This window comes from Sphingosinicella sp. CPCC 101087 (assembly GCF_004151485.1).
In the GTDB taxonomy this organism is placed as follows: domain Bacteria; phylum Pseudomonadota; class Alphaproteobacteria; order Sphingomonadales; family Sphingomonadaceae; genus Allosphingosinicella.
This window is the reverse complement of the sequence record NZ_SBFF01000001.1, coordinates 399751-422231: the sequence shown is the minus strand read 5'-3', so window position 1 is coordinate 422231 and position 22481 is coordinate 399751. Positions and strand designations below refer to the sequence as shown.

The 22481-nt window shown below is 65.4% G+C and carries 20 protein-coding genes; 12 read left to right on the top strand and 8 right to left on the bottom strand.

Translation table 11 applies throughout. The features are described 5' to 3' along the window. Positions 1–332: 332 nt before the first annotated feature. From EKM57_RS01970 to EKM57_RS21735, 4 genes are all read right to left on the bottom strand, one after another. Entirely contained in the window at positions 333–1244 is a 912-nt protein-coding gene (locus tag EKM57_RS01970) for a GNAT family N-acetyltransferase (protein ID WP_129790760.1), read from the bottom strand. Then, positions 1231–2247, bottom strand: coding sequence for a polysaccharide deacetylase (locus tag EKM57_RS01965; RefSeq protein ID WP_206185262.1), 1017 nt, complete (start codon positions 2245–2247; stop codon positions 1231–1233). Before EKM57_RS01965 ends, EKM57_RS01970 begins: the two co-directional genes overlap by 14 nt. Positions 2248–2409: 162 nt before the next feature. Continuing rightward, on the bottom strand, positions 2410–4035 hold the full coding sequence (locus EKM57_RS01960) for an MFS transporter (RefSeq protein ID WP_129791048.1): 1626 nt from the start codon (positions 4033–4035) through the stop codon (positions 2410–2412). Positions 4036–4548: 513 nt separating this feature from the next. Then, the gene (locus EKM57_RS21735; RefSeq protein WP_165357147.1) at positions 4549–4719 is read right to left on the bottom strand and encodes a hypothetical protein; all 171 of its coding nucleotides are present in this window, start codon (positions 4717–4719) and stop codon (positions 4549–4551) included. Between the two features lie 185 nt (positions 4720–4904). Here EKM57_RS21735 and wecB point away from each other — a divergent pair, with 185 nt between their 5' ends. After that, complete coding sequence (gene wecB, locus EKM57_RS01955) at positions 4905–6080, top strand: non-hydrolyzing UDP-N-acetylglucosamine 2-epimerase (RefSeq protein ID WP_243450848.1); 1176 nt, start codon at positions 4905–4907, stop codon at positions 6078–6080. A gap of 85 nt (positions 6081–6165) precedes the next feature. Here the strand turns inward: wecB and EKM57_RS01950 are convergent, their stop codons facing one another. Together EKM57_RS01950 and EKM57_RS01945 are read right to left on the bottom strand one after the other, a co-directional pair. Continuing rightward, complete coding sequence (locus EKM57_RS01950) at positions 6166–7191, bottom strand: CehA/McbA family metallohydrolase (protein WP_129790759.1); 1026 nt, start codon at positions 7189–7191, stop codon at positions 6166–6168. Positions 7192–7235: 44 nt separating this feature from the next. Then, on the bottom strand, positions 7236–10115 hold the full coding sequence (locus tag EKM57_RS01945; protein WP_129790758.1) for a TonB-dependent siderophore receptor: 2880 nt from the start codon (positions 10113–10115) through the stop codon (positions 7236–7238). Between the two features lie 249 nt (positions 10116–10364). On the opposite strand from EKM57_RS01945, the gene EKM57_RS01940 reads away from it, so the two are divergent. Beyond that, the gene (locus EKM57_RS01940; RefSeq protein WP_129790757.1) at positions 10365–11240 is read left to right on the top strand and encodes a MurR/RpiR family transcriptional regulator; all 876 of its coding nucleotides are present in this window, start codon (positions 10365–10367) and stop codon (positions 11238–11240) included. Here EKM57_RS01940 and EKM57_RS01935 read toward each other — a convergent pair. Then, the gene (locus tag EKM57_RS01935; RefSeq protein ID WP_129790756.1) at positions 11237–12067 is read right to left on the bottom strand and encodes an HAD-IIA family hydrolase; all 831 of its coding nucleotides are present in this window, start codon (positions 12065–12067) and stop codon (positions 11237–11239) included. The two genes, EKM57_RS01940 and EKM57_RS01935, sit on opposite strands and share 4 nt — an antisense overlap. A gap of 126 nt (positions 12068–12193) precedes the next feature. On the opposite strand from EKM57_RS01935, the gene EKM57_RS01930 reads away from it, so the two are divergent. From EKM57_RS01930 to EKM57_RS01910, 5 genes are all read left to right on the top strand, one after another. Continuing rightward, positions 12194–13105, top strand: coding sequence for a phosphate/phosphite/phosphonate ABC transporter substrate-binding protein (locus tag EKM57_RS01930; protein WP_129790755.1), 912 nt, complete (start codon positions 12194–12196; stop codon positions 13103–13105). Further along, on the top strand, positions 13102–13875 hold the full coding sequence (locus tag EKM57_RS01925; RefSeq protein WP_206185261.1) for a phosphonate ABC transporter ATP-binding protein: 774 nt from the start codon (positions 13102–13104) through the stop codon (positions 13873–13875). The genes EKM57_RS01930 and EKM57_RS01925 overlap by 4 nt, the downstream gene beginning before the upstream one ends. Positions 13876–13949: 74 nt before the next feature. Then, positions 13950–14894, top strand: coding sequence for a phosphonate ABC transporter, permease protein PhnE (gene phnE / locus EKM57_RS01920; protein WP_243450847.1), 945 nt, complete (start codon positions 13950–13952; stop codon positions 14892–14894). A gap of 237 nt (positions 14895–15131) precedes the next feature. Beyond that, positions 15132–15920, top strand: a complete 789-nt coding sequence (locus EKM57_RS01915; RefSeq protein WP_129790753.1) for a hypothetical protein — start codon at positions 15132–15134, stop codon at positions 15918–15920. Between the two features lie 54 nt (positions 15921–15974). Then, positions 15975–17003 (top strand): alpha/beta fold hydrolase, encoded by a 1029-nt coding sequence (locus tag EKM57_RS01910; protein ID WP_129790752.1) that lies wholly within the window; start codon positions 15975–15977, stop codon positions 17001–17003. A 128-nt stretch (positions 17004–17131) separates the two neighbouring features. On the opposite strand, the gene EKM57_RS01905 is transcribed toward EKM57_RS01910, so the two are convergent. Then, a complete protein-coding gene (locus tag EKM57_RS01905; protein ID WP_129791045.1) occupies positions 17132–17842 on the bottom strand; it encodes an FMN-dependent NADH-azoreductase in 711 nt (236 codons plus the stop codon). Between the two features lie 118 nt (positions 17843–17960). Between EKM57_RS01905 and EKM57_RS01900 the strand changes: the two genes are divergently transcribed. The 5 genes from EKM57_RS01900 to EKM57_RS01880 all read left to right on the top strand — a co-directional run bounded on the left by EKM57_RS01900 (position 17961) and on the right by EKM57_RS01880 (position 22477). Continuing rightward, on the top strand, positions 17961–18929 hold the full coding sequence (locus tag EKM57_RS01900; protein ID WP_129790751.1) for a LysR substrate-binding domain-containing protein: 969 nt from the start codon (positions 17961–17963) through the stop codon (positions 18927–18929). A 72-nt stretch (positions 18930–19001) separates the two neighbouring features. Beyond that, complete coding sequence (locus EKM57_RS01895) at positions 19002–19502, top strand: MarR family winged helix-turn-helix transcriptional regulator (RefSeq protein WP_129790750.1); 501 nt, start codon at positions 19002–19004, stop codon at positions 19500–19502. Next, positions 19499–20341 carry a DMT family transporter gene (locus tag EKM57_RS01890; protein WP_129790749.1) on the top strand — a complete coding sequence of 281 codons (843 nt, stop codon included), beginning with the start codon at positions 19499–19501 and terminating at the stop codon, positions 20339–20341. Before EKM57_RS01895 ends, EKM57_RS01890 begins: the two co-directional genes overlap by 4 nt. A 212-nt stretch (positions 20342–20553) precedes the next feature. Next, a complete protein-coding gene (locus tag EKM57_RS01885) occupies positions 20554–21177 on the top strand; it encodes an NUDIX hydrolase (protein ID WP_129790748.1) in 624 nt (207 codons plus the stop codon). A 100-nt stretch (positions 21178–21277) separates the two neighbouring features. Continuing rightward, positions 21278–22477 (top strand): serine hydrolase, encoded by a 1200-nt coding sequence (locus EKM57_RS01880; RefSeq protein WP_129790747.1) that lies wholly within the window; start codon positions 21278–21280, stop codon positions 22475–22477. Positions 22478–22481: the final 4 nt, after the last annotated feature.

Here is a 22481-nt window from a genome sequence, read left to right as displayed (position 1 = left end):
ACGCGGAGCACGCGAAGGCGCGGCGGGAAAGCCAGCGCCGGCGGCATCCCTCCAGGTCAGCACGGTGGAGGCGAGACGGATTCGACCCGGACAAAGGAGTCGAGAGGGGCCAAGGGTAAGCCGGCCGGTCCGCCGGTCCCGCGAAAGGGCGAGGGTGACGCGCGGGTGCATTCCTCCAGGTCGGGCGAGGCCGGGAAGCGTTCGTCGATCCACGATGCGAAAGAGCCGTCAGCCGCACTGCCGTTACCCGAGTCTACCGAACAAAGCAAGAACAAATACGAAGTTGGGCCGTGCCGACATTCGGCTCTTTCGGATTGGCATGCCGGAACGGCTTAGCGCCGTAGACGCCTCAGCAGGTCCTGGGCACCGAGCGTGGTGGCGGCCTTCTTCCCCATCGCCACTGCGGCGTCGAAGGCATTGAGGGTGTGGCCGATGGCGAGATTGGCGGGAGTAGGGCGGACCAGCAGGAGGTCGACGCAGTCGAGGCCGCCGGTGGCGAACTGACGCTTGTGCTGCCCTTCGCCTTCGGTGAAGTCGAACAGGCGGAAATCGCCTTCGTCCATCAAGGTGCGCATCGCCTCGAGCTGAAGGACCGTTCCCGGCGAGAAGGCGGCGAATTCGGGATCGTAGCCGAGATAGGCATAGATGAGGGTGGAGCCCTCGGCCGGCGCGTAAAGATAGCTGATCGGCCGGCCGTCGACGAATAGGAGCCAGCCGCGGGCGAGGCCCTGCCGGGCCAGCGCCTGCATCGACGCAAGCGCCTCGGGCCCGTCCGGAAGGCCGGCGCCGAGCCGCCTTTCCTGATAAGTGAGCGCCGAGACGCTCCGGGCGGCGCGATGGAAGGTTTCGATCTCGGCCTCGTTTCGATAGGCGCGCAGGTCCAGCGACCCACCCGACCGGTCGGCGAGTTTCTTCACCTTGCGCCTTAGGGTCGACCGGCTTTTCGCTGAAAAAGCCGAGAAATAGGAATCGAAACCGAGGTCGAGCCGCGCGTAGCTCCGGACATAGGCCTGGCGCACGAACGGCTTCAGGTCGCCCTGGGCGCAAGCGAGCGGTTGCGCGAGTCCGGCGGGCAACGCATTCACCAGATAACCATGCTCGTTGCGGCCGAGGGTCGGCAGCCGGGGCGCTTGGCCGGTCAGCGCCTCCTCAAGGCTCAGCCGCCGCCTGACCAGCCGCCGCCGCAGCGTGACCAGGGTGCGGGCGCCGACACGGAGCGGCAGCGCCGTTTCAGAGGCCGACATAGGAGAGATATCCGAGCGCCGCGGCCGGGGCCGGTGCCAGCAGCGCGGCGGTCAGCGCCGGCTGCTCGTAGCGGGCATTGCCCCAGCCTTGCTCGGCAACGCGGCGAAGCGTGCGCAGCGGCTGCGCCGGCAGCGGTGCGGATCCCGGTGGCGGCGGAAATGCGGGCAACGCGTCGAAACGCGTGGTCGGAACGGTCTCCGCTTCCCGTTCGAGGAAGGCGCACAGCCGATCGAAACGGCGCCGGACCAAGGCGTTGACCCTGAGCCCGTCGCGGCTGGCCAGCTCGAAGCTGTGGCTGACGATCGTCACCAGCGGATGATCGTGAGCGTCGGCGTGGCGAATCGCCGCCGCCATCTCGCCGTCCGACAGGGCGCAGAGCTGGACCGGCCGCAAGCCGCCGTCGGAGCGGAGGATCTGGCTTATCGGCAGTTCGACGATCCCCTCCGACTCGCACGGGTCGATCAGGGTTGGATCAAGCGGAAGCGCGCTGGGCCAGGGGTGCTCGGCGCCGTTGTGACTGCTGTCATAGCGAAGGCCGAGCCCGGCGAGCGCGGCCAGGGTGGCGGAGTCCGCGGCATAGCTTCCGGAGCGGAAGGCGATCGGCGCCGGGGCGCCGGCGGCGACGAGGAGGTCGCGGGCAGTGGCGATCAGCTTCGCCTGCCCGGCCGCGTCGAAGGCGGTCAGCTCGAACCGGGCGTCGTCGCGCCGCCCTTCGGCGAGATCGGCCCAGAAGCTGTGGAGGTGAAGCTGCACTTCCTGACCGGCGTCGAGGATCGGCGCAATCATCCGGCGAACCGGCTCGATCCCGTAGACCAGGGCCGGCATCGGATCGACGAAGAAGCAGGCGTTGAGCCCGTGCCGCGCGAGGCGGTCCAGCTGGTAGGGTATCCCGACACCGGCCGGATCGAAGCTGAGCGCGAGATTCTGGCGCCAGTCCGCGCCGCGCGCGAAATGCCGCCAGGTCAGCTCGGTATCGACAGTGAGCAGCACCCGAGTAGCCATGGGATTCGGGCGTAGAGCGAGGGGGTGAAGATAAACCTAAGCCGTTGGAGCGTCGTTGCGACGGACCCGGGTCACGCGCAGCCGCCCGTAGTCGCGCGCAAGGCAGCCAAGCGGGCAAGCTGGATCCCCTCCCTCGCGGGGGGCGCTCGCGAAGCGGGCTTCCTATCCGAAGCGCCGGGCGTCGGTCAGCGGCTCGGAGAGTTCCGGGCGGACGGTATCCGGCGGGGCATCGGTGTGCCGTTCGATCAGGCGGCGGATGTGGGGGCTGTCGGGGCCGGCGTGGAGCTCCCAGGCCCTGCCGGTGGCGAGGGCATCGGCCTGGGTGATGCGGCTGTTGTGGCGGATATATTCGATCCAGTTGGGGAGGTGGAACCGCTCGATCCAGATTTCCGGGTCGGAGAGGTCGCGAAGCAGCGTCCAGCGCCGAGCGCCGGCGCGGCGGCGGATCCGGCGCCGCTCGGCCATCGCCTTCATGAATTCGGGAATGTCGGCCTCGCGGATCCGGAACTCGATGGTGATCACCACCGGGCCGCTGCGCGGCTCGATGTCGAGCGCGGTATCGGGCGGGACCCAGCCGCTTCGCGGATCGAGATTGGCGGCGCCGACGCGCGGCAAAGGCAGCTTGAGCCCCAAGGCGGCGCAGACCGCCATCACGGCCGCCGCCTCGACGAGGGCGGCAGGCAGGCCTTCCGCCTCGGCGGCCATGCCCCAGGTCCAGCTCCCGATCGCCATCCCGCCGAACGCGGCCATCTGGTAGAGGGACAATGCGCGCGCCACGACCCAGCGGGGGACGCTGAGCTGCACGGTGACGTTGAAAGTCGACAGCGCCAGCACCCAGGCGGCGCCGCCGGCGAGCAGGGCCGCCATGGTCACGACGAGCCATGAGCTGAACGCCGCGGCGGCGGCCGCGGCAGCGAAGGCCAGGCAGGCGGCGCGGACGATTCCTTCCGACGTCGCCATGGCGCGCAGGCGCGCGGTGGCGAGCGCCCCGCCGACGGCGCCGGCGCCGAACGCGCCGAGCAGCAGACCGTAGGTGAGCGCGCCGCCGCCGATCAGGTCGCGGGCGATGAGCGGCATCAGCGCCGAGACCGCGCTGGCGCCGAAGCCGAACAGGAGAGCGCGGCCGAGCACGGTTCCGATCGCCGGCGACATGGCGGCATAGCGTATGCCGGCGGCCATCGCGCCGCCCATGCGCTCGCGCGGCAGCCGGCGCTCCGGCCGATTCGGGTGCCAGCGCGCAAGCACGGCGACGAGCCCGAAATAGCTGACGGCGTTGACCGCGAAGGCGGCCGCCGCGCCGACAGCTGCGACAATCGCGCCGCCGATCGCGGGCCCGAGGCTGCGCGCGATGTTGAAGGCCATGCTGTTGAGAGCGACGGCCGACGGCAGGTCCGAGCGCGGTACCATCTCGCCCACCGAGGCCTGCCAGGCGGGACCGTTGAAGGCCGAGCCGCAGCCGATCAGGAAGGTGAAGAGGAGAAGGAACCAGGGAGTGATCCAGCCCAGCCAGGCGCAGACGGCGAGCGCGGCGGAGACCAGGAGCATGAAGGTCTGAGCGGCGAGCATGATCCGCCGCCGGTCGAAATTGTCGGCGGCCGCGCCGGCGAGCAGAGCGAGCAGCATGATCGGCAGGGTCACCGATGCGGTGACGAGGGCGACCATGTCGGCCGAACCGGAGATGGAGGTCATCATCCAGGCCGCGCCGACCGACTGGATCATGCCGCCGAAATTCGAGGCGAGGCTCGCGATCCAGATCGAGCGGAAGGTCTTGTGGCGCAGCGGCGCCAGCGAACCCGTGCGCGCGGGAGGGCTCGGAGCCTCTTCCCCTTGCGTCTCCGCGTCCGCCGCTCCGGCGGAAGGTGGCTGGGCCTCCCGATTCAAGCCTGCTCGTCTCCCTGTCGCGGCGGACCTGTCACGCCCGGCCCGGCATGGCAACCTCGGGATGGTGCGGCGGTTCCGGAGAACGGCACGCGAAGGGAGCGAAGGGGTGCGACAGGGTGGAATGGTCTCGTCGCGCAAGCGCTATCCGGAAAGGATCGGAAGCGATCCAGTACGGCAAGGCCGGAAGACCCGAAAGACGCGAAGAGGAGAGGGCTGCGCGCATGAGACGGGTGCACGCCTCGCTGGAGTGAGAAGGCAGCCCTTCGTCATCGGCGGCGGAGGGGCGCCCCTTCGGTGCGGATCGGGGCAGGCTTCGCCGGTACGACGCCCAGATGATCCGGGCCACCTGCCATGCCTTGGTCCTTGCGGGAGGAGTCCGGCTTCACCGAACTTGATGCTCACCGCAGGCGAGGAGGGCCGTCAGCGACGCCCGCGCTCTTCCTGGCTGCGGCGATGGCGCCGCGTGATCTCGGCGGCCTGCTCGATCAGCCGCCGGCTTTCGGCGATGCTCCGCCGGAGCGCTTCCTGGCTGGCCTCGATCTCGTCGGCCTGATCGGCGTTGCTGGCGTCGCGCTGCTTGAGTTCGGACATGACGTTCGTGCATCCGGCATCGGACAGCCGTTCGGGTAGCGTTCCGTGCGCGCGTTCGCAAATCGTATGCGACACCGACGAACGTATTCGCGCCACGGCGTACCGGGCGTTGTGCCGGATGCGCGTTGAGGCGACCTTAACCGTTGCGTGCGTAACGGAAATCCGACTTCACCGGAGCCCGTTGCTTGCCTGTCCGCACCGTCCATCTGATCGCCGCCGCTCGCCCCAACTTCATGAAGGTGGCGCCGCTTTGGCACGCTTTGGCCGCCGCCGAGGATTTCGCGCCGGTCCTTATTCATACCGGCCAGCATTACGACGCCAACATGTCGGCCGACATCCTCGCCGACCTCGGCCTGTTCGATCCCGATTTCCACCTCGGCATCGGATCGGGCAGCCATGCCGAGCAGACCGGCCGGGTGATGCTGGCCTATGGCGAGGTCGCCGCCGCGCACCGGCCCGACTGGCTGGTCGTCGTCGGCGACGTCAATTCGACGCTCGCCTGCGCGCTCACCGGGGTGAAGCTCGGAATCCCGACGGTCCACCTCGAGGCGGGGCTTCGCTCCCGCGACCGGACGATGCCGGAGGAGATCAACCGGATCGCCACCGACGCGGTGGCGGACGTGCTGTGGACGCCCTCGCCCGACGCGGATGCGAACCTCGCCGCGGAAGGGGTGCCGGCCGAACGGGTGACCCGGGTCGGCAATATCATGCTCGACAGCTTCGAGATGAAGCGGCCGGCGATCGAGGCGGCCGGCGTGCCGGCGAGCCTGGGGTACAATGGAAGCGGCTATTGCGTCGTGACGCTACACCGGCCGGCCAATGTCGACGATCCGGCGCAGCTCGCCACCCTGGTCGACTGCCTCGCCGCGGTCCAGGCGGAGCTGCCGGTCGTGTTTCCGGTCCATCCGCGCACGTCGGCGCGGCTGAAGGAGAGCGGCCTCGACGCCCGTCTGGCCGGCGTCGGGGTGAAGCTGCTCGAGCCGATGCCTTATGTGCGCTTCATGAGCCTCGTCTCCGGTGCGCGCGCGGTCGTCACCGATTCCGGCGGGATCCAAGAGGAGACCACCTATCTCGGCATACCCTGCTTCACCTTGAGGGAATCCACCGAGCGGCCGATCACGGTGGAGCAAGGCACAAACCGGCTGGCGACACCGCAGAACGTGCTCGAATCGCTGCGTGCCGCGCTGAATGGCGGGAGCAACGTGCACCGGGCGCCGAAGCCGGAATTTTGGGACGGGCGCACGGCGGCGCGGTGCGTGGAGGACCTGCGGCGCCGGGGTGGGCGAGGCCGGTCAGATGCGAACGGCCGCGAATCGCTCACGGCCAGATCGATCGCTGGCCGAGAGCGGAACGGCGCGTGACGAAATGGCGCCTGCCGAAGCCGGCGTTCGTCGAGACATCCACCAGCGGTTCCTCCTACCCGCCGGCAAGACTCCGCAATCTCAGCTACCGGATCGCCCGGCCATCGCGGAACACGGGCTGGGTCCAGGCACGCCTCCCGTTCGAGTCGATGATCGAGGCGCGGACATAGGTTTCGTTGCCCCTGAAGCGATAGCTCGGGTTCAAGCCAGCGACTTCGGCCAATATCTCGCCGCCCTGCCCGACGAAGCGGGTGAGATAACGTGGCGGATTGCTCTCGGATTCCGCGATCTTCACGGTCAGGCTGTTCGCGTCCGAGACGATATCGTCCAGAACCAGACCGGTGGACGCATAGAACTCCCCCTTGGTCATCGCCGTCTTGATCGCGTCAGGCGTGAGCTCAGGCGCTCGCACAACGATCCACGCCCTGCCTGGAGTCGCGGATTCACCCTTGAATACGTGGGCATCGTCGGCCCCCACACCCCAGATTATCTTCCCTCGGCTGAGCAGATAATCCCAATAACCTTCGGCCGAGGGTCTTACGTCACCCTGTCCGTCATCACCGCCTAGATTGTTGATCCCGTCGAGGCCGTTCCACACCTCGATCAACGCGCCATCCGGCACGGTATCGAGATCAGCGGGCTTCACGGACCAGACGTAGTTGGGATGATTGAACTGGACCAGTGCCCCCTGCGCCAAGGCCGGAGCGACGGCGCTCTCGATCGATGTCTCGGGATAAAGCGTCTCGGTCGTGAACAGCGCATTCATATGGAGGCCGACATGCTCGCCGTTCGCGCGCCTGATCCTCTCGCCGATCTCCTGGCCGGGAAGGACGAGGAACCAGTCGCGCCTGCCGAGCAGCGCGTTCAATGGTTCGACATCGGTCAGATATTCGTCGTGATCGGTGATGAAGACGAACTGATAGCCATGTTCGCGGTACCAGCGGGCGACGGCGTCGGGCGCACTGTCACCACCGCTCGAATTACTCGTATGGGTGTGGGTATTCCCCTTGTACCATTTGAGCTCCGTGCCCTGCGCGTGCGCCGCCGAAATCAGGCTGGCTCCCAAACCCAATGTGCAGGCAAAAGCGGTCAAGAACAATCTCGTCTTCATCACAATCTTCCTCAAATTGTCTGAGCCGGAAGTGTCGGCGCTATTTAGAAATTCGCCTTGATTCCCATGTGAAAGAAGCGGCCGACGGTGTCGTAGAATGACCCGTAATTGTAGGTCTGAGCTGTCTGTGGGGGCCTGGTATCGGCTATGTTGTTGATGCCGAGATATCCAGACATATTCCTGTTGATATTGTAGCGGACAATTACATCCGTATAGATGCGTTCCTCGACCATGGGGAATTCGCGAGCTTCCGGTAGAGCCTGGCGGTCGATATGGGATCTGCTGATGAATCGGTTGGCGACGCTGACGCCCCAACGCGTTTCATCGTAACTCACCCTCAGATTGAGGCGAAGCCGGGGGTCGGTATATTCTCCGTCCTGGATGGACAGTGTCGTCGGGTCGCCGCGTACGCCGAGCGTTTCCTTCTCGATGACATATGTTCCGATGAGGTTGATACCCACGCGGCCCGTTCCCCCAACCGGCAAACGATAGTCGGCAGAGAAATCGACGCCGGAAGTCGAGAATTCGCTGGCGTTGATGAGCGAGGTATTCTGGCGCACCAACAGGCCGTCGGGTCCAAACTCCAGACGCTCGCAAAAGGAGTTCCCCGCCATGGAAGTGGCATCGAGGCATCCCCTGTTGAGGTCGGGAGACGTGACGACACCAGTAATGCTGATGTCGTAATAATCTACGGACAGACGCAAGTCCTGAACGAATGTGGGTGTAAACACCGCACCAATCGTCAAGCTATTTGAAGTTTCCTCGGTAAGATCGGCATTTCCGCCGGAAATAGCCTCAATCTGAGGGACGGTAACCGGGCCTCCGTTTGCTGGCGCGCCCAAGGCGATACAGTTGGCCCGTCGGTTCGCTGTCGTGTTGATATTGTTGGAACCGCAGGGATTCCCGATGCTGGTAAGGGTTACCGTGACTGGTCCGAACAGCTCCTGAAGATTGGGTGCGCGAACGCTTCGCGACCGGGAGAATCGTAGCCTCAGATCATCGCTCACGGTCCAGTTGGCCCCCGCCTGCCAGGCGATGGTGGACCCGATGGTATTGTAGTCCGATACGCGGACGGCGCCGTTGAGGCTCAGCTCATCGATGAACCTAGTGTTGTGGATGACCGGGACCAGGACTTCGGCATATCCTTCGGTTACCTTGAATTGCTCGTCGAGTGGTGGCCTGGCGTTGGCGTTGGCTCCAACGCCCCAGCGGATGTCGCCGCTCAGCATGGCCGCGTCGTCCCGCGTGTGCAGACCTTCTTCCCGGCGTTCCGCACCTGCCGCGAGCGCCACCGCGCCAGCGGGCAATTGGAAAAGATCACCATTCACGTGCGCGGCGAAGATCTCCTGCGAGTTGCGCGTTCTCTGCAGGCGTGTCGCCACGAAGTAATCGCGTTGCGCCTGCGTGAGCGGGCCACGATCCCAGATGTTGTAGGGAACGCAGCCATCGGCGCGGGCTTCGGGATCGCGGCAAACAGGCTGTCCCGTTTCCGGATCGGCAACTACGTCAAGAGCGTTCTTGAAATTCTGCCCGCGCAGCAAATTGGGGGTTTCGATCTCGTCGTCGGCCTGCCCATGCTGATAGGATACATTCCAGCTCCAGTTGTCGGCGATCCTTCCTTCGAAGCCCGCGATAATCGAGTAGGTTTTGCGATTGTGGTAGTCGGTTATGACGCCGAGTTCGTCCACCATCCTCTTCCGGATACCGATATTCGTTACACCTTCCTCATTCATCAGCGCTGCGACTTCTGGAGGTAGGAAGTAATTGTCGATCCGGATCCTCGGCCCGCCGGTAGCATTGAACCAGAGCGCGCGATCATCGAAGCGGTAATATTCGATGGTGCCGGGCACTTCAGTCTGCGTGTATTCGCCTTCCGCGAAGAACGTTATACCGGGCGTCAGCTCATATTTCATATCGCTGCGCATGGACAGCGCTTCGCTTTCCAAACGTACTCTACGCTCTCCAAAGTTGAAATCTCGCAGATCACCCAAGCGGGGCTCAAACACGCCGCTTCCAAGAGAGCCGCCAGTTATCGTTGTCTGTCGCCGCGCATCGATAAGACCATTCGGTCCGTAATCCCATGGTCGGCCATTGAGGTAGAAGTTCGCGTTCGGAGACGCCGTATAAGACACGACGTCCCTGTATATTATCGTGTCAGGTATTCCGTCATTAGGCCCGGTGTTGGCCGGATTGGCCTGGTCGGTAAGAGGATGTCGCAGGTAAGTTCTGTCGTTGATCTCGAGATCGTCCTCCTTGTTATAGCTGACGCCAAAATTGATGGACCCCCGATCGTCACCGAATCTGGTGCCGCCGAAGACGTTCAGCGAGAAATTCGCGGCATCTCCCTTTTGGCTGATTCCCCCTCGAGCGGATACTTCCAGCCCTTCGACGCCTGTCTTGGTGATGACGTTGAGGACCCCGCTCACCGCGTCTGCGCCGTATAATGCCGACCCGCCTCCGGTCGTAATCTCCACTCTCTCGATCATGGCGGCGGGAATGGTGTTCAGATCCACAGCGGAAGACGTTGCCGAACCCGAGACACGCCGGCGGCCATTGACGAGCGTCAGGCTCCGATTCGTGCCGAGCCCGCGCAGATTGACGAATGCCGCGCCGGCATTGAGATTGTTGTTCCCATTGGTGGAGTCCAGCCCCCGGGTGATCGAGGGCGTCCTTAGCAGGGTGTCCATGATGTTGGTCGAGCCGGTCGTGGTGATCGCTTCCTGGCCCACCACCGTCAGTGGCACAGGCGCGCTGTAGCCGGACTGGATGATGCGAGTCCCTGTGACGACGATATCGCCGGTATCGGCTGCGCGGTCTTGCGGACCTTCGGTATTCGTCGGCGTCGGGCCCTGCGCCGTCGCAGCCGAAGCAACGAAAGCCGAGCAGGCCAATCCGGTCATTAGCAGCGCCTTGACGGTGGTCATTTCCCTTGCCCCTTTTCAGCGGACGCCGGGCCGAGGCGGCGTCCTATCCAGATGGTCGGATGCCAGGGGCGATAGGAGGTGATTGTGACAGCAGGATGAAGATGTCTCAGTTTTCTGCATTCGCCGTATGAGACATCGCTATATCTCCTTGCGAAGTTCTTGAAGGCCGCTGGTCGATGCGACGAGGAATTTCAACTTGGCCACGCACATTCGCTTCCCGATGGCCGCGAGCCGAGTTATCCCCTGGTCATGACGAGGCAGCTGCGGACCACAGGGCAGGATTTTCAGCCGGCAGCCGCCAGGCTCCAGAGCATGGCGGCCAGCCTGCCGGCGACCAGTCGGCGAATCGCTCACTTCGTGCTCGAGAATGTCGGCGAGGTCGTTCACATGTCCGTGACGGAGCTCGCGGAGAGAACGGAGTCCTCGGAAGGCAGCGTCGTCGGCCTCGCAAAGACCCTCGGCTACACCGGTTTCCAGCAGCTCAAGATCGCGCTCGCGCAGGATCTGGTGGCCCCTGTCCAGTTCATTCACGAGGATCTGGAGCCAAGCGATCACCCCGACACGGTCGTCCGCAAGATCTTTGCGAGCCATATCCAGGCACTGCAGGACACCCGCGCCAGCCTCGACGTGCACGCCCTTATCCGTGCCACGAATGCGATTCGGGCCGCCCGTCGCGTAGAGATATATGGCATCGGCTCGGCGGCGCCGATCGCCGAGGACGCCGGTTACCGGCTCATGCGGATCGGGATCGAGGCCAAAGTGCTGATCGACAGCCATACGCAGGCGATTGGCGCCAGCCTCACCGGTCCCGATGTCGCGACATTGACCATCTCGCATTCGGGCTCGACTCAGGAGACGGTCACGGCGACGCGCCTCGCGCGCGAGGCAGGAGCGAAGACGATCGTCTTGACCAACTTCGGCAAGTCGCCGATCCAGGCCTATGCCGACGTCGTGCTGTTTACCGTGGCGCGGGAGACCGACTTCCGGACCGAGGCGATGACAAGCCGGATCGGCCAACTCGCCGTCATAGATGCCCTGATCGCGTGCCTCGCGCTGGAGGATTATGAACACTCCAGCGACATTCTGCGACGGTCCTTCGAGATACTTTCGCTCAAGCGCTATTAGGCACTCGAGAGCCGGTAGCAGAGGTCGGACAGGTTGGGATGGCCGCCCTGGCGGTCGGGGTGGACGGTCAGCGAACGCAGGCCGAGCGCCTCGGCGCCTGCGCGGTCAGTCAGCGGATTGTCACCGATGACGATCGTGTTGTCGCGCGACGAGCCAAGGCGTCGAAGAGCGGCGACGAAAAGAAGCGCGCCCGGTTTGCCGACGACATGCGTTGCCGTGACGCCGGCCGCAGCCTCGACGGCGGCGAGCAGCGACCCCGTCTCGGGCACGACCAGCCCGTCATTGCCCGGATGGGTCAGATCCGGATTCGCGGCCACCAGCGCCGCTCCGCGCCGTACTTCGTTGGCGATCAGTGCGAGCTTGGCGTAGCTCCAATGCGTGTCGCGGCCCAGGACGACAACTTCCGCGTTTTCAGAAACCGGCACCAGGCCGTGGCTGCTCGCGCAGCGACGCAGTGCGGGCGAGGCGACGACAAGGCAACGCGATCGCGGATATTGGCGTGCGACAAAGCCGATCGTCTCTTCGCCCGCGACAAGGATGCTCTCCGCCGGAATATCGAAGCCCACGCGACGCAGCCTGGAACTCAGCGATCGGCTCGTGTCGCGCGAGTTGTTCGACACCAGCACAAACCGGCCTGCGACGGCGCGCAGGAAAGCTTCGGCACCGTCCGTTGCAAATCCGCCACGAACCAGCGTTCCGTCCAAGTCGAGAATGAAGTGATCGCCCGCTGAGAATCCGTTCTCACCTTCTGGCGGTGCAACCGGCGGACTTCCAACGTGGGCGGTCCGGCGGATGCCGCGGTCTGCACTGTTCGGTTCGGAATCCATATAAGGGGTGTGGTAGTCTCAGTTTATGACCTTTGCAAACTGAGACTTCGTTCGCACGTATGTCACATTCCCATTCTATGGCTCCCTTGAACGGCGGCGTTTCGGCCGTTTCGGTGGAGACGAAACATGCGAGTCCTTTGGGCGCTGCTGACGATCCTCTTCGCGCTGCCTGGTTGCTCGCCGGCGGACGAGCCGACGCGCGAAACGCTTCGCGTCATCCTGATCCCCGCGGACGGAGGTACCGAGGACGGAACGAAGGCCGACTACGAACCGATCTTCGAAGCCGTGTCGCGCATGACCGGCCTCGATTTCGACATCAGGGTCGGTCAATCCTACGCCACGGTCGTCGAAGCGCTTTGCAACAACGGTGCAGACATCGCCTTCGTCGGACCCGTTACCTACATCCAGGCTCGCGAGCGTGGTTGCGCCGATCTGCTCGCCGTCGGCGTCGAGGATAATCAATCAATCTATTTCGCAGGCCTCTTCACCAAGGCAACATCACCGATCCGCAGCATTGCCGACCTCCGAGGCAAACAAGTGTCGTTCGGCGACGTCAACTCGACCTCATCCTTCATCTACCCGATGGCGATGATCATCGATGCAGGTCTCGACCCGGTGCGCGATCTGGGAACAATCCGCATGACCGGCAGCCACGCCGACAGCCTTGCCGCCCTCGTCCATGGCCAAGCAGATGTCGCGGCCCTCTCGTTCGACAGCTTCGAAAAGGCAGTGGGCGAGAACGCAGTCGACCCAAGCACCATTCGGGTGATCGCGAAGAGTCCGCCGATCCCGTATCCGCCGCTCATCATGAACAGCCGGCTGAGCGCCGACCTCAAGTCGAAGCTGCGCGACGCCTTCGCAAGGGTGAACACCGCTCCAGGCGTCACGCCTGAAATGATCCGGGGCTATGGCGGCAAGCAGGTGGATCGCTACGACACCGCCATCACGCCCGATCAGTTCGACGTCGCCGGCGCCGTCATGGCGAGGCTGGACGACAGCCTCAAGGCGGCGATCCTCAGAAAGGCGTCGGATCAGTGAGCCTGATCTTCGAGAAGGTCGGCAAACGCTATCCGGACGGGACGATCGCTCTCACCGATATCAGCTTCGAGGTGCCGCGCGGCCAATTCTGCGTCGTCCTGGGGCGATCGGGCGCAGGCAAATCAACCCTGCTGAAATGCGTGAACGGTCTCGCCGTCCCAAGCGAGGGCCGCGTATCCGTGGATGGCGTGAGCGTCACGCCAAGAACTCTCGCGAAGTTGCGCCCGCAAGTCGGGATGATCCATCAGTCCTTCAATCTCGTACCGCGCGCCAGTGTCGCCACGAATGTGATCGCGGGCGCACTCCCGGCTGTCTCCACCCCGCGCGCGATCCTGGGCCTGTTTCCGAAGGCCCTGCGCGAAAAGGCGTGCGCGCTGATCGCCGAAGTCGGGCTGGACGAGGAGCATTTAACCCGCCGGGCCGCAGCCCTGTCGGGCGGGCAGCAGCAGCGTGTCGGAGTCGCCCGGGCGTTCATGCTCGATCCTCCCTATGTGCTGGCGGACGAACCCGTTGCCAGCCTCGACCCACAGACGAGCATCGACATTCTCGCTCTGCTCGAGCGTGAAGCGAAGGAGCGGGGTGCGGCCGTGCTGTGCAGCCTCCATCAGATAGATCTGGCGATGCGCTTTGCGGATCGCATCGTCGCATTGCGGGACGGAAGGCTGGTCTTCGACGGTCCGCCGGACGCGCTCGCCGACGGCCGGATCAGGCACATCTATGGTTCACCCCGGCTCGAGACGAGCATCTCTCGCCAGGCTGTCGGCGCATGAACGGCGCGACAAATATCGTTCGTCGCGGGACGCCGGACAAATGGCGCTTCCCGACGCCTTTCGGATGGCGCACCGTGCTGGTGGCCATCGTCGCGATGGCCATCCTGCTTCGTACCGGCGCGGATGTGGATATCGGCCGCGCCATCGTACAGTCTGGAGAGGGCGTGGCGGCCGGAGCCGGTCTTGTCGAGGATTCGCAGGTCGCGCGCGGCTTCGGCGCGATCCTTGGGCAGATGTTCCCGCCACAGCTCGCCGAGGTCACCGAAACCGCCCGGATCGCAGATTTCGATCCTGATCGGCTCCCCCTGTTCGCGCACGTCGAAACGCAGGTCGTTACCGTTCAGTCGCTCGATCCCGAAACCATGCGCATGGTCGCGCGCACCACCCAGCGCGAGGTGCTCGTCGAACCCCTCGGTTATGTAGTCCAGGTCGCGGCGAAGCTCATCGAGACGCTCGAGATTGCCCTTTGGGGTACGCTGCTCGCGGTGCTGATGGGTGCGCCGCTTGCTTTCTTTGGCGCGCGGAACCTCTCGCCCCACTGGTTGCTGGTCACCCTCAGCAGGGCTGTCGTCAGCCTGCTTCGTGCGGTTCCCGAGCTGATCAGCGCGCTCTTCTTCGTGCTCGCTTACGGGTTCGGGCCTGCAGCCGGCGTGCTGGCGCTCGCGCTACACGCTGCCGGCTTCCTGGGAAAATTCTATGCCGAGGATATCGAGAATGCAGATCGCGGCCCACAAGAAGCATTGAGAGCCATCGGTGCCAACCGATTGAAGCTGCTGCGCTACGCCATTCTACCGCAAGTCCTGCCGCAATATGTCGCCTACACGCTGTACATCCTTGACCGTAACGTACGCATGGCGACCGTCATCGGCCTGGTCGGCGCTGGCGGGATCGGCCTGGAACTGAAGGGGCGCTATGATCTCTACCAGTATGCGCACGTGGGTACGATACTGATCGCCATTTACCTTCTCGTATTGGCACTTGACCAGCTGTCGAGTTGGTTCCGGCGCCGCTGGATATAACCGACTTCATCCCTGACCGGGGGGCGACCAGCGCCGTCACGAGGGAGGAATCCGTTCAGCTCGTGGCCGCAAGCGAGACGGCGGTCCGGGGGCGCCAAGCGGCGAAACCGGCCTTCGTGCATATGCGACGGAACCCGCGCTCGGCCGCCCCTCCCGCTTGTCAAAGGTCCGGCGCGCGACTACCCTCGCACAGTCGCTTCGGGCACCTGGTCCGCGGCAACCGCCAGCGAAGACCCATTGCTTCAGCCGAGCCCCGTTCCCGCCACCTCCTTCGTCGAACGGCTCCGCACCGGGGCTGGACGCCGCACGCTGGCGATCAGCCTAGCCCTGCTGATCGAAGGGCTCATGCTGCTCCTGCTGCTCTGGTCCGGCTCGCAAAAGGCGCATGGCGATGAGGAGGAGGGGGGCATCACCGTGGTGCACCTCCAGGCCGACCAGGTGTCGGAGGAAGCGCCCGAACCGGCCAGCCCGGAGCCCGAGCAGCCGCCCGAAGAGCGACCGGCGCCGCAGCAGCCGGAAACCGAGGCGCCGCTGCCCCCGCAACCCGCCGAACCGCAGGCCGCGCCGACGCCGCGCGTCATCATCCCGGTCCCGGGCGAACCGCCCCTGTCGACCAACCGTCCAGAGAAGGCCGTTCGGCCGGCGCCGCCTGCCGAGCCGGTTTACGGGCCAGCTGATACGGGCCGCTCCTCCTTCTTCCGCGACACGGAGCGGGTGGGAACAGCGCCCAATGGCGAGCCGCTTTATGCGGCGGCCTGGTATCGCGAGCCGGGCGATGAGGAGCTGCGCGCCTATCTTTCCACCGCCCGAGGACCCGGTTGGGGGCTGATCGCCTGTCGCACGGCGCCGAACTATCGGGTCGAGGATTGCGTGGGGCTCACCGAATATCCGGAGGGATCGCAAATCAACCGCGCGGTGCTCGCCGCGGCCTGGGAATTCAGGGTGCGGCCTCCGCGGCGCGGTGGGCAGAACCTGGTGGGCGCCTGGGTCAGGATCAGAATAGATTACGGCATCGAGCGACGATAGGTGCCTGGCTTTCAGGCTTTTGGTTGTGACGCATAATCGCGTGCTGGAGAATTCATGATCGGAAAAGCCCGCTCGGTCCCGTTCGTCCGCTGCTGCGCCGTGGTTGCGGCCGCGGCGCTTCTTGCAGCCTATTCGAGTCCTTCCGTCGCAGAGACGGTGCAACCCCTCGGCGTGGACCTGGAGCGCTTCGAATATCCGTGGCCCGTCGAAACCATGGCGGTTCGGATCGGCAGGAGCGATGGGCACATGGCGTTCATGGACGTCCGGCCGGAAAGCCCCAACGGGCGTTCCGTCGTGCTGCTGCACGGGAAGAATTTCTGCGGCGCCACGTGGGAAAGCACGGCCAAGGCGCTGCTCGGCGTCGGCTATCGGGTCTTGATCCCCGATCAGGTCGGCTTCTGCAAATCCTCCAAGCCCGAGGATGCGCAATATAGCTTCGCCATGATGGCGCACTTCACGCGCGCCCTGATGGACCAGCGCGAAATGGATGAAGCCGTGATCGTCGGCCATTCCACCGGCGGCATGCTGGCGATGCATTTCGCGTTGATGTACCCGGACGCCGTCGACCGCCTCGTTCTCATCAACCCGCTCGGTTTGACCGACCGGATGGCGGAAGGCGTTCCTTATGTGCCGCTCTCCCGGCTGATCGAGCAGGAGCGGCAAACAAGCTACGATTCCATCCGCCAGTACCAGCTCGACACTTATTATCATGGAGAATGGGAGCCACGATATGATCGCTGGGTGCGGATGCTGGCAGGACAATATGCCAGCGGCGACGCCGTTGCCGTCGCGCAGGCGAGAACCAGCGAGATGATCCTCACCCAGCCCGTCTCGCAGCATCTCGAGCGGCTGACCATGCCGGTCGCGTTGATGATCGGTCTGCTCGACACCACGACCTTCGGCAAAGGCCAGGCGCCCGACGACGTGCGGAGGCGACTGCAGCCCATTCCAAGTCTGGCGCCCGCGGCAGCCGCGCGGATGCCGAACGCCGAGCTCATCACCTTCCCGCACCTCGGCCACTCTCCGCAGGTCGAAGCGCCGGACACTTTCGAGCGCCGCCTCCTGGAGGTGCTGTCGGATTGATCCGGCTGCGCGGGGCGCCGACGACCTGCGGGCCGGTCAGGTCCAAGCACGAGGACGTTTCTCGATCCCCCGCGCGAGCCCCGGACCCCGCCTGGTGCTCAGGCATGGCCGACCAATCTCCGCTTTCCTCAGGCGAATTCCGTGTCTCGGCTGAACGTCAGGCCATCCACCCTTTCCGACAGTCGCGACGCCAAGCGATCGACCGCAGTCTCTGCCTCGAGAAGCGAGCGGGCCAGGCGCTCTTCGCCGAACTCGTCATATTCAGCGGCGACGCTGTAAACATCGGTGATGCCGATATAGCCGAAGGCCGTTCTTATGCTCGGCTCGACATGGTTCAAATGCGCGATCCGCCCGGATGGATCGTAGCCGAAGTCGCCCCGGGATGACAGGATGACGAGAATCTTGTTCATCTCGCTCAGGAGTGGCCAATAGGGGTCACCGGTGCGCGAGCGGTCGAAACCGAAGGTGCGGCCGACCCGCACGACGTTGTCGATATAAGCCTTGAACTGGGCGGGCACGTTGAAGTTGTACATCGGCACGCCGGCGACGATCACATCAGCGGAGATCAGCTCGTCGACAAGCATGTCGCTTTCCTGAAGCACAGCCTTCATCCAGGGGGTGCGCTGGTCGGCCTTGGTGAAGGCGGCGTGAATCCACTGCGCCGTCACGGGTTTCGGCGGGCTGAGGCCCACATCGCGGTAGAGCAGCGTGTCGCGAGGCCTGAGCTCCCGCCATCGCCGGACGAAGCGGGCGCTCAAACGCCTGGAGTGCGATCCGAAGGTCGCCTGGTCCGACGACGCGGGCCGGGCGCTGGAATCGAGATGGAGAATGGTCGTCATCGCCTGAGATATCCTCATCCTTGAAGCTGCCGGGAACTGAGCGTGTGTATCGAGTGGCCAAGAGCTCTCGACAAACGCGAAATGCGCACCTATCGGATGAGCGGAGATCATCTGTCCCATGCGACGCCTTCCTCCCCTTGGCAGCCTGCGCGCCTTCGAGGCGGCCGCACGGCATTCCAGCTTCAAGCAGGCGGCCGAGGAGCTCGGCGTGACGCCGACGGCGATCAGCCATCAGGTCCGGCTGCTCGAGGACAATCTGGGTCGGCGCCTGTTCGAGCGCCGGACGCGGCAGGTGATCCTGACGGAGGCCGGCCGGCAGCTCTATCCCGCACTGCGCGATGGACTTGATGCCATGCACGACGGGGTCGATCGCGTCAGGCGCCAAGGCGAGAGCCCGACGGCGGTGATCACCACGACCGCCGCATTCGCGGCCCATTGGCTGGTGCCGCGACTCTCGGTCTTCAGCGAGCGCCACCCCTCGATCGCGATCGCGGTGCTGGCGACCGACGAAGTGGTCAGCCTCGAAGGGGGCAAGGCCGACCTGGCCGTTCGTCTCGCCGGCCGACCTCCGGCCGAGCATGGCGCGATCGCGCTGTTCGACGATCATTTCACGCCGGTGGCGAGCCCGACGCTGAACATTTCCCGGCTGGCCGACCTCGAAAAGGTGCCGCTCATCCATTTCGACTGGCACCGGCCGCGGCCGGACGCGCCAGACTGGCCGAAGTGGCTCGCGGCCGCCGGTCACGAACATCGCGAGGCCATGGCCGCGTTTCGATTCAACGAGGAAAGCCACGCCCTTCAGGCCGCCATCGCCGGGCAGGGGGTGGCGCTGTTCAGCCTCACCATCGCCAGCGAGCCGCTACGCCGCGGGCTCCTGGTCCGGCCGTTCGCCACCACGATCCCCGGGCAGACCTATTATCTGCTGCGCCGACCGACGCGCCAGGCCGGCGCTGCCGTGGAGGCGGTCAGCCAATGGCTCCTTCGGCAGGCCGCGGCGGATGCCGACCTTCCCGGGTCTCGCCCGTCGTTCCCCGATGGAGAGGAAGGCAAGGATCGGGGCGCCCGAGCGACTGCAGAGAAAGGGTAGCGCCGGGGCAGATTCGCAGGCCGCCTTCAGCCTCCGGCGAGAACATTCACCGGATCCGGCAATTTTATATGCATGACGCATATAAATCGCTCCGCGAACATCATGGGTGCGCTGGCGCTCGCGCTCTGCGATCGCATGGCAGCCGATCGCGACGCCGCATTGCCCGACGCCGCGCTCATACATCTCTCGCATTGCCGCTCCCCGACCATCGAATCGCTGCGCCGGGTGCTGAACCTGAGCCATTCAGCGACCGTGCGCCTGGCCGATCGCCTGGAAAATGCCGGCCTCGCCATGAGAAGCCGGGACAGCATCGATCGGCGCGCGATCTGGCTGAGGCTCACGCCGCAGGGCGAGCGGCTGGCAAACGAGCGGCTCCGCAAGCGGAGCGCCTCGCTTGCCAGCGTGATGAGCGACGCTCTCAGCCCCGCCGAGCAACGGGTCTTTTCGCGATTGGCGGAGAAGATGCTGCTGTCTTTGACCGGCAGTCGCGACGACCTCTATCGGATCTGCCGCCTGTGCAACTTCGAGGTCTGTGACGACTGCCCGGTGGCGGCAGCCGTATCGCCCGAATGACGGCGTCGATCCTCTTCGGCTTGCTCTCCGCGCTATTCTACGGCGTGACCGACTTCCTGGCCAAGCAGTCGGGATCCGCAGCGGGCCCTCTGCGAACGATCCTTTATGGCCACACCGCGGCGGCCATCGGCTTTTCCCTGCTCGTCATCCGAAACGGCATCCCCGCCGCCCCGACCGAAACCTGCCTTTGGACGATCCTTTCCATCGCGAGCAATCTTGCCGCGACAGCCCTGCTCTACACTGCGCTGCGTGCCGGATCGCTGAGCGTGGTGGCACCGATCGCCGCCTCCTATGGCGGCGTCTCGGCAGTGCTCGCCGCCATGGCGGGAGAATATCTCGCGCCGCTCGGGTGGGCGGGCCTGTTCCTGACCTTGTGCGGCGGACTGGCCCTTACGCGAGCCGGCCACGCAGGACCTCAAGCCGGTTCGGGTGGACTGTGGCACGCCACGGCAGCCGCCTTGCTGTACGGGCTCGGCTTCTGGGTACAGGGAGAGCTGGTGATCCCGTCGCTCGGCGTCATCGTTCCGACCTGGGCCTACTATGTGTCGGGAGCGCTCGCGTCACTGATCGTGGTCTGGAAGGCCCGGGTACCGCTTCGACTGCCGGCCCGCCATCTGCCCCTGGTCTTCGGCACGACCGCTGCGGCGGTTGCCGGTACGCTCATGCTGGCACTGGGACAGGCGGCCGGGCATGTGGCAATCGCAACCGTGATGAGCGGACTGGCAAGCGGCGTAAGTGTCGTGATCGGCAGCCTGCTGCTCCGCGAACCGCTTTCGCGGCTCGGAATTGCCGGTGTGTTCGGGCTGCTCGCCGGCCTGGCATTGCTGCACGCCGCGTAACGGCTGCCGGTGTTCAGGCCTTTCCAGCGCCGGTGCGAAGGCGACCCTCGCATCGAGGCGTGGCTCGGGCGAAATGAGGACGTTCGCCGGCTGCACGAACAGCCCTGTCACCGTGAGGGCGCACCCCTCGTGCCGGGAACCCGATCAGCGCTTTTGGTCTGGCCACCGTCCTCGGTTGAGGGCAATCTCACGCCTTTCGCAGGAGCTTGCCGATGGAGAGCCTTTGGTTGGCGCATGCCAAGCGGCTGCAGGCGATCGCGTCCACGGGCCTGCACTTCGCGCGCGACCCGTTCGACCGCGAACGCTATGCCGAGGTGGCGCAGATCGCCAACGCGATGCTGGCCGAGCTCGGCAGCGTTCCGATCGCGCGGATCGAAGGCCTCGTCTCCGATTTCGCGCAGGGCTATGCGACACCGAAGGTCGACGTCCGCGGCGCCGTCATCGAGGACGGGCGCGTGCTTCTGGTGCGCGAGCGCAGCGACGGCCGCTGGACATTGCCCGGCGGCTTCGCCGACGTGGGCCTTTCGGCCGCCCAGAACATCGCCAAGGAGATGCGCGAGGAGGCGGGGATCGAGGTGGCCGTCGCGGGCCTCTACGCCGTGCGGCACAAGGCCAAGCGCCCCTACGAGCCCGACGCGCGCGATTTCTACAAGCTCTTCTTCCTGTGCGAGCGGGAAAGCGATGCCGTCGCCGTCGCCGGGCACGAGACGAGCGGAGCCGACTTCTTTGCGCCCGACGCCTTGCCCGAACTCTCGCTCGGCCGCGTGACCGAAGCGGACATCGCGGCCGCCTTCGCCTATCGGGGCGCGGCGCTGCCCGTCACCCTGTTCGATTGAGCGAGGCCGCGACGGCCATGGTGCGGGCGCAGGGGATCGCTTATTCCGGGATCGTCCGAAGGGGTCGCGTCTCCCCGATCAAGGAAGGGGAATTTTCGCCATGATCCGCCGGACGGCCGCCACGTTCCTCATAGCCGCCTCGCTGACCGGAAGCCCGGCCGTCGCCGACGAGCGTGCCTTCGAGGCCGCCATGGGCGATTTCCGTCAGCTTCACCGGGCCGAGATGCAGCGAGCGGGAATCGTCGGGAGCAGCTTCTATTTCGTCCGGGACGGGCAGATCGTCGCCGCCGATCATCTGGGCGAGCAGGACGCCGACGCCCACGTGCCGGTCGACGCGCGGACGATCTATCACTGGGCCTCGATCACCAAGACGATGACCGGCATCGCGATCATGCAGCTTCGCGACCGCGGGCTGCTGTCGCTGGACGATCCGATCGTCCGCCACGTGCCCGAGCTCGCCGCGGTCCACAACCCGTTCGGCGACACGGGCGCGATCACGCTGAGGCAATTGATGAGCCACAGCGCCGGCTTCCGGGGAGGAACCTGGCCCTGGCGCGACGAAGAGTGGCAGCCGTTCGAGCCGCCGAGCTGGGCACAGTTGGAGGCGATGCTGCCTTATACGCAGGTCCTGTTCCGCCCGGGTTCGCGCTTCAGCTACTCCAACCCGGGCATCGTCTATCTCGGACAGGTGATCGAGCGGCTCTCCGGCGAGGATTTCGAAGTCTATGTCGACAAGAACATCCTTCGGCCGCTGGGCATGCACGCCAGCTATTTCGACCGCACGCCGCCGCATCTGCTTCGGCATCGATCCCACAGCTACTACCTACGCGACGGACGGCGGGTCGCGGCGCCCTTCGACGTCGATACCGGCGTGACGGTTTCGAACGGCGGCCTCAACGCGCCGCTCACCGACATGGCGAAATATGTGGCTTTCCTGATCGGCGATCCCGCGCGACAGGCGGACTACGACCTCGTCTTGAAGCGCGCGTCGATCGAGGAGATGTGGCGGCCGCAGATCGCCGCCGGCGACGACTTCACCCAGGGCCGGATGGCACCGACGACGCAAAGCGGCCTGTCCTTCTTCGTCGATGAGGCCGGACCGGTCCGGTTCGTCGGCCACAATGGCGACCAGAACGGGTTTCGCGCCTATTTGAGTCTGTGTCCCGATCAGCGCGCCGGCAGCCTGATCGCCTTCAACACGGAAACGCGCGGCGTGCGCAACGCCCCCTCCAACCGGGACACCGCCGAGTCCCGAATCGCGCTGGCGGCCGACCGGCTGTGCGAAGCGCTCGCCCGCTAGACCT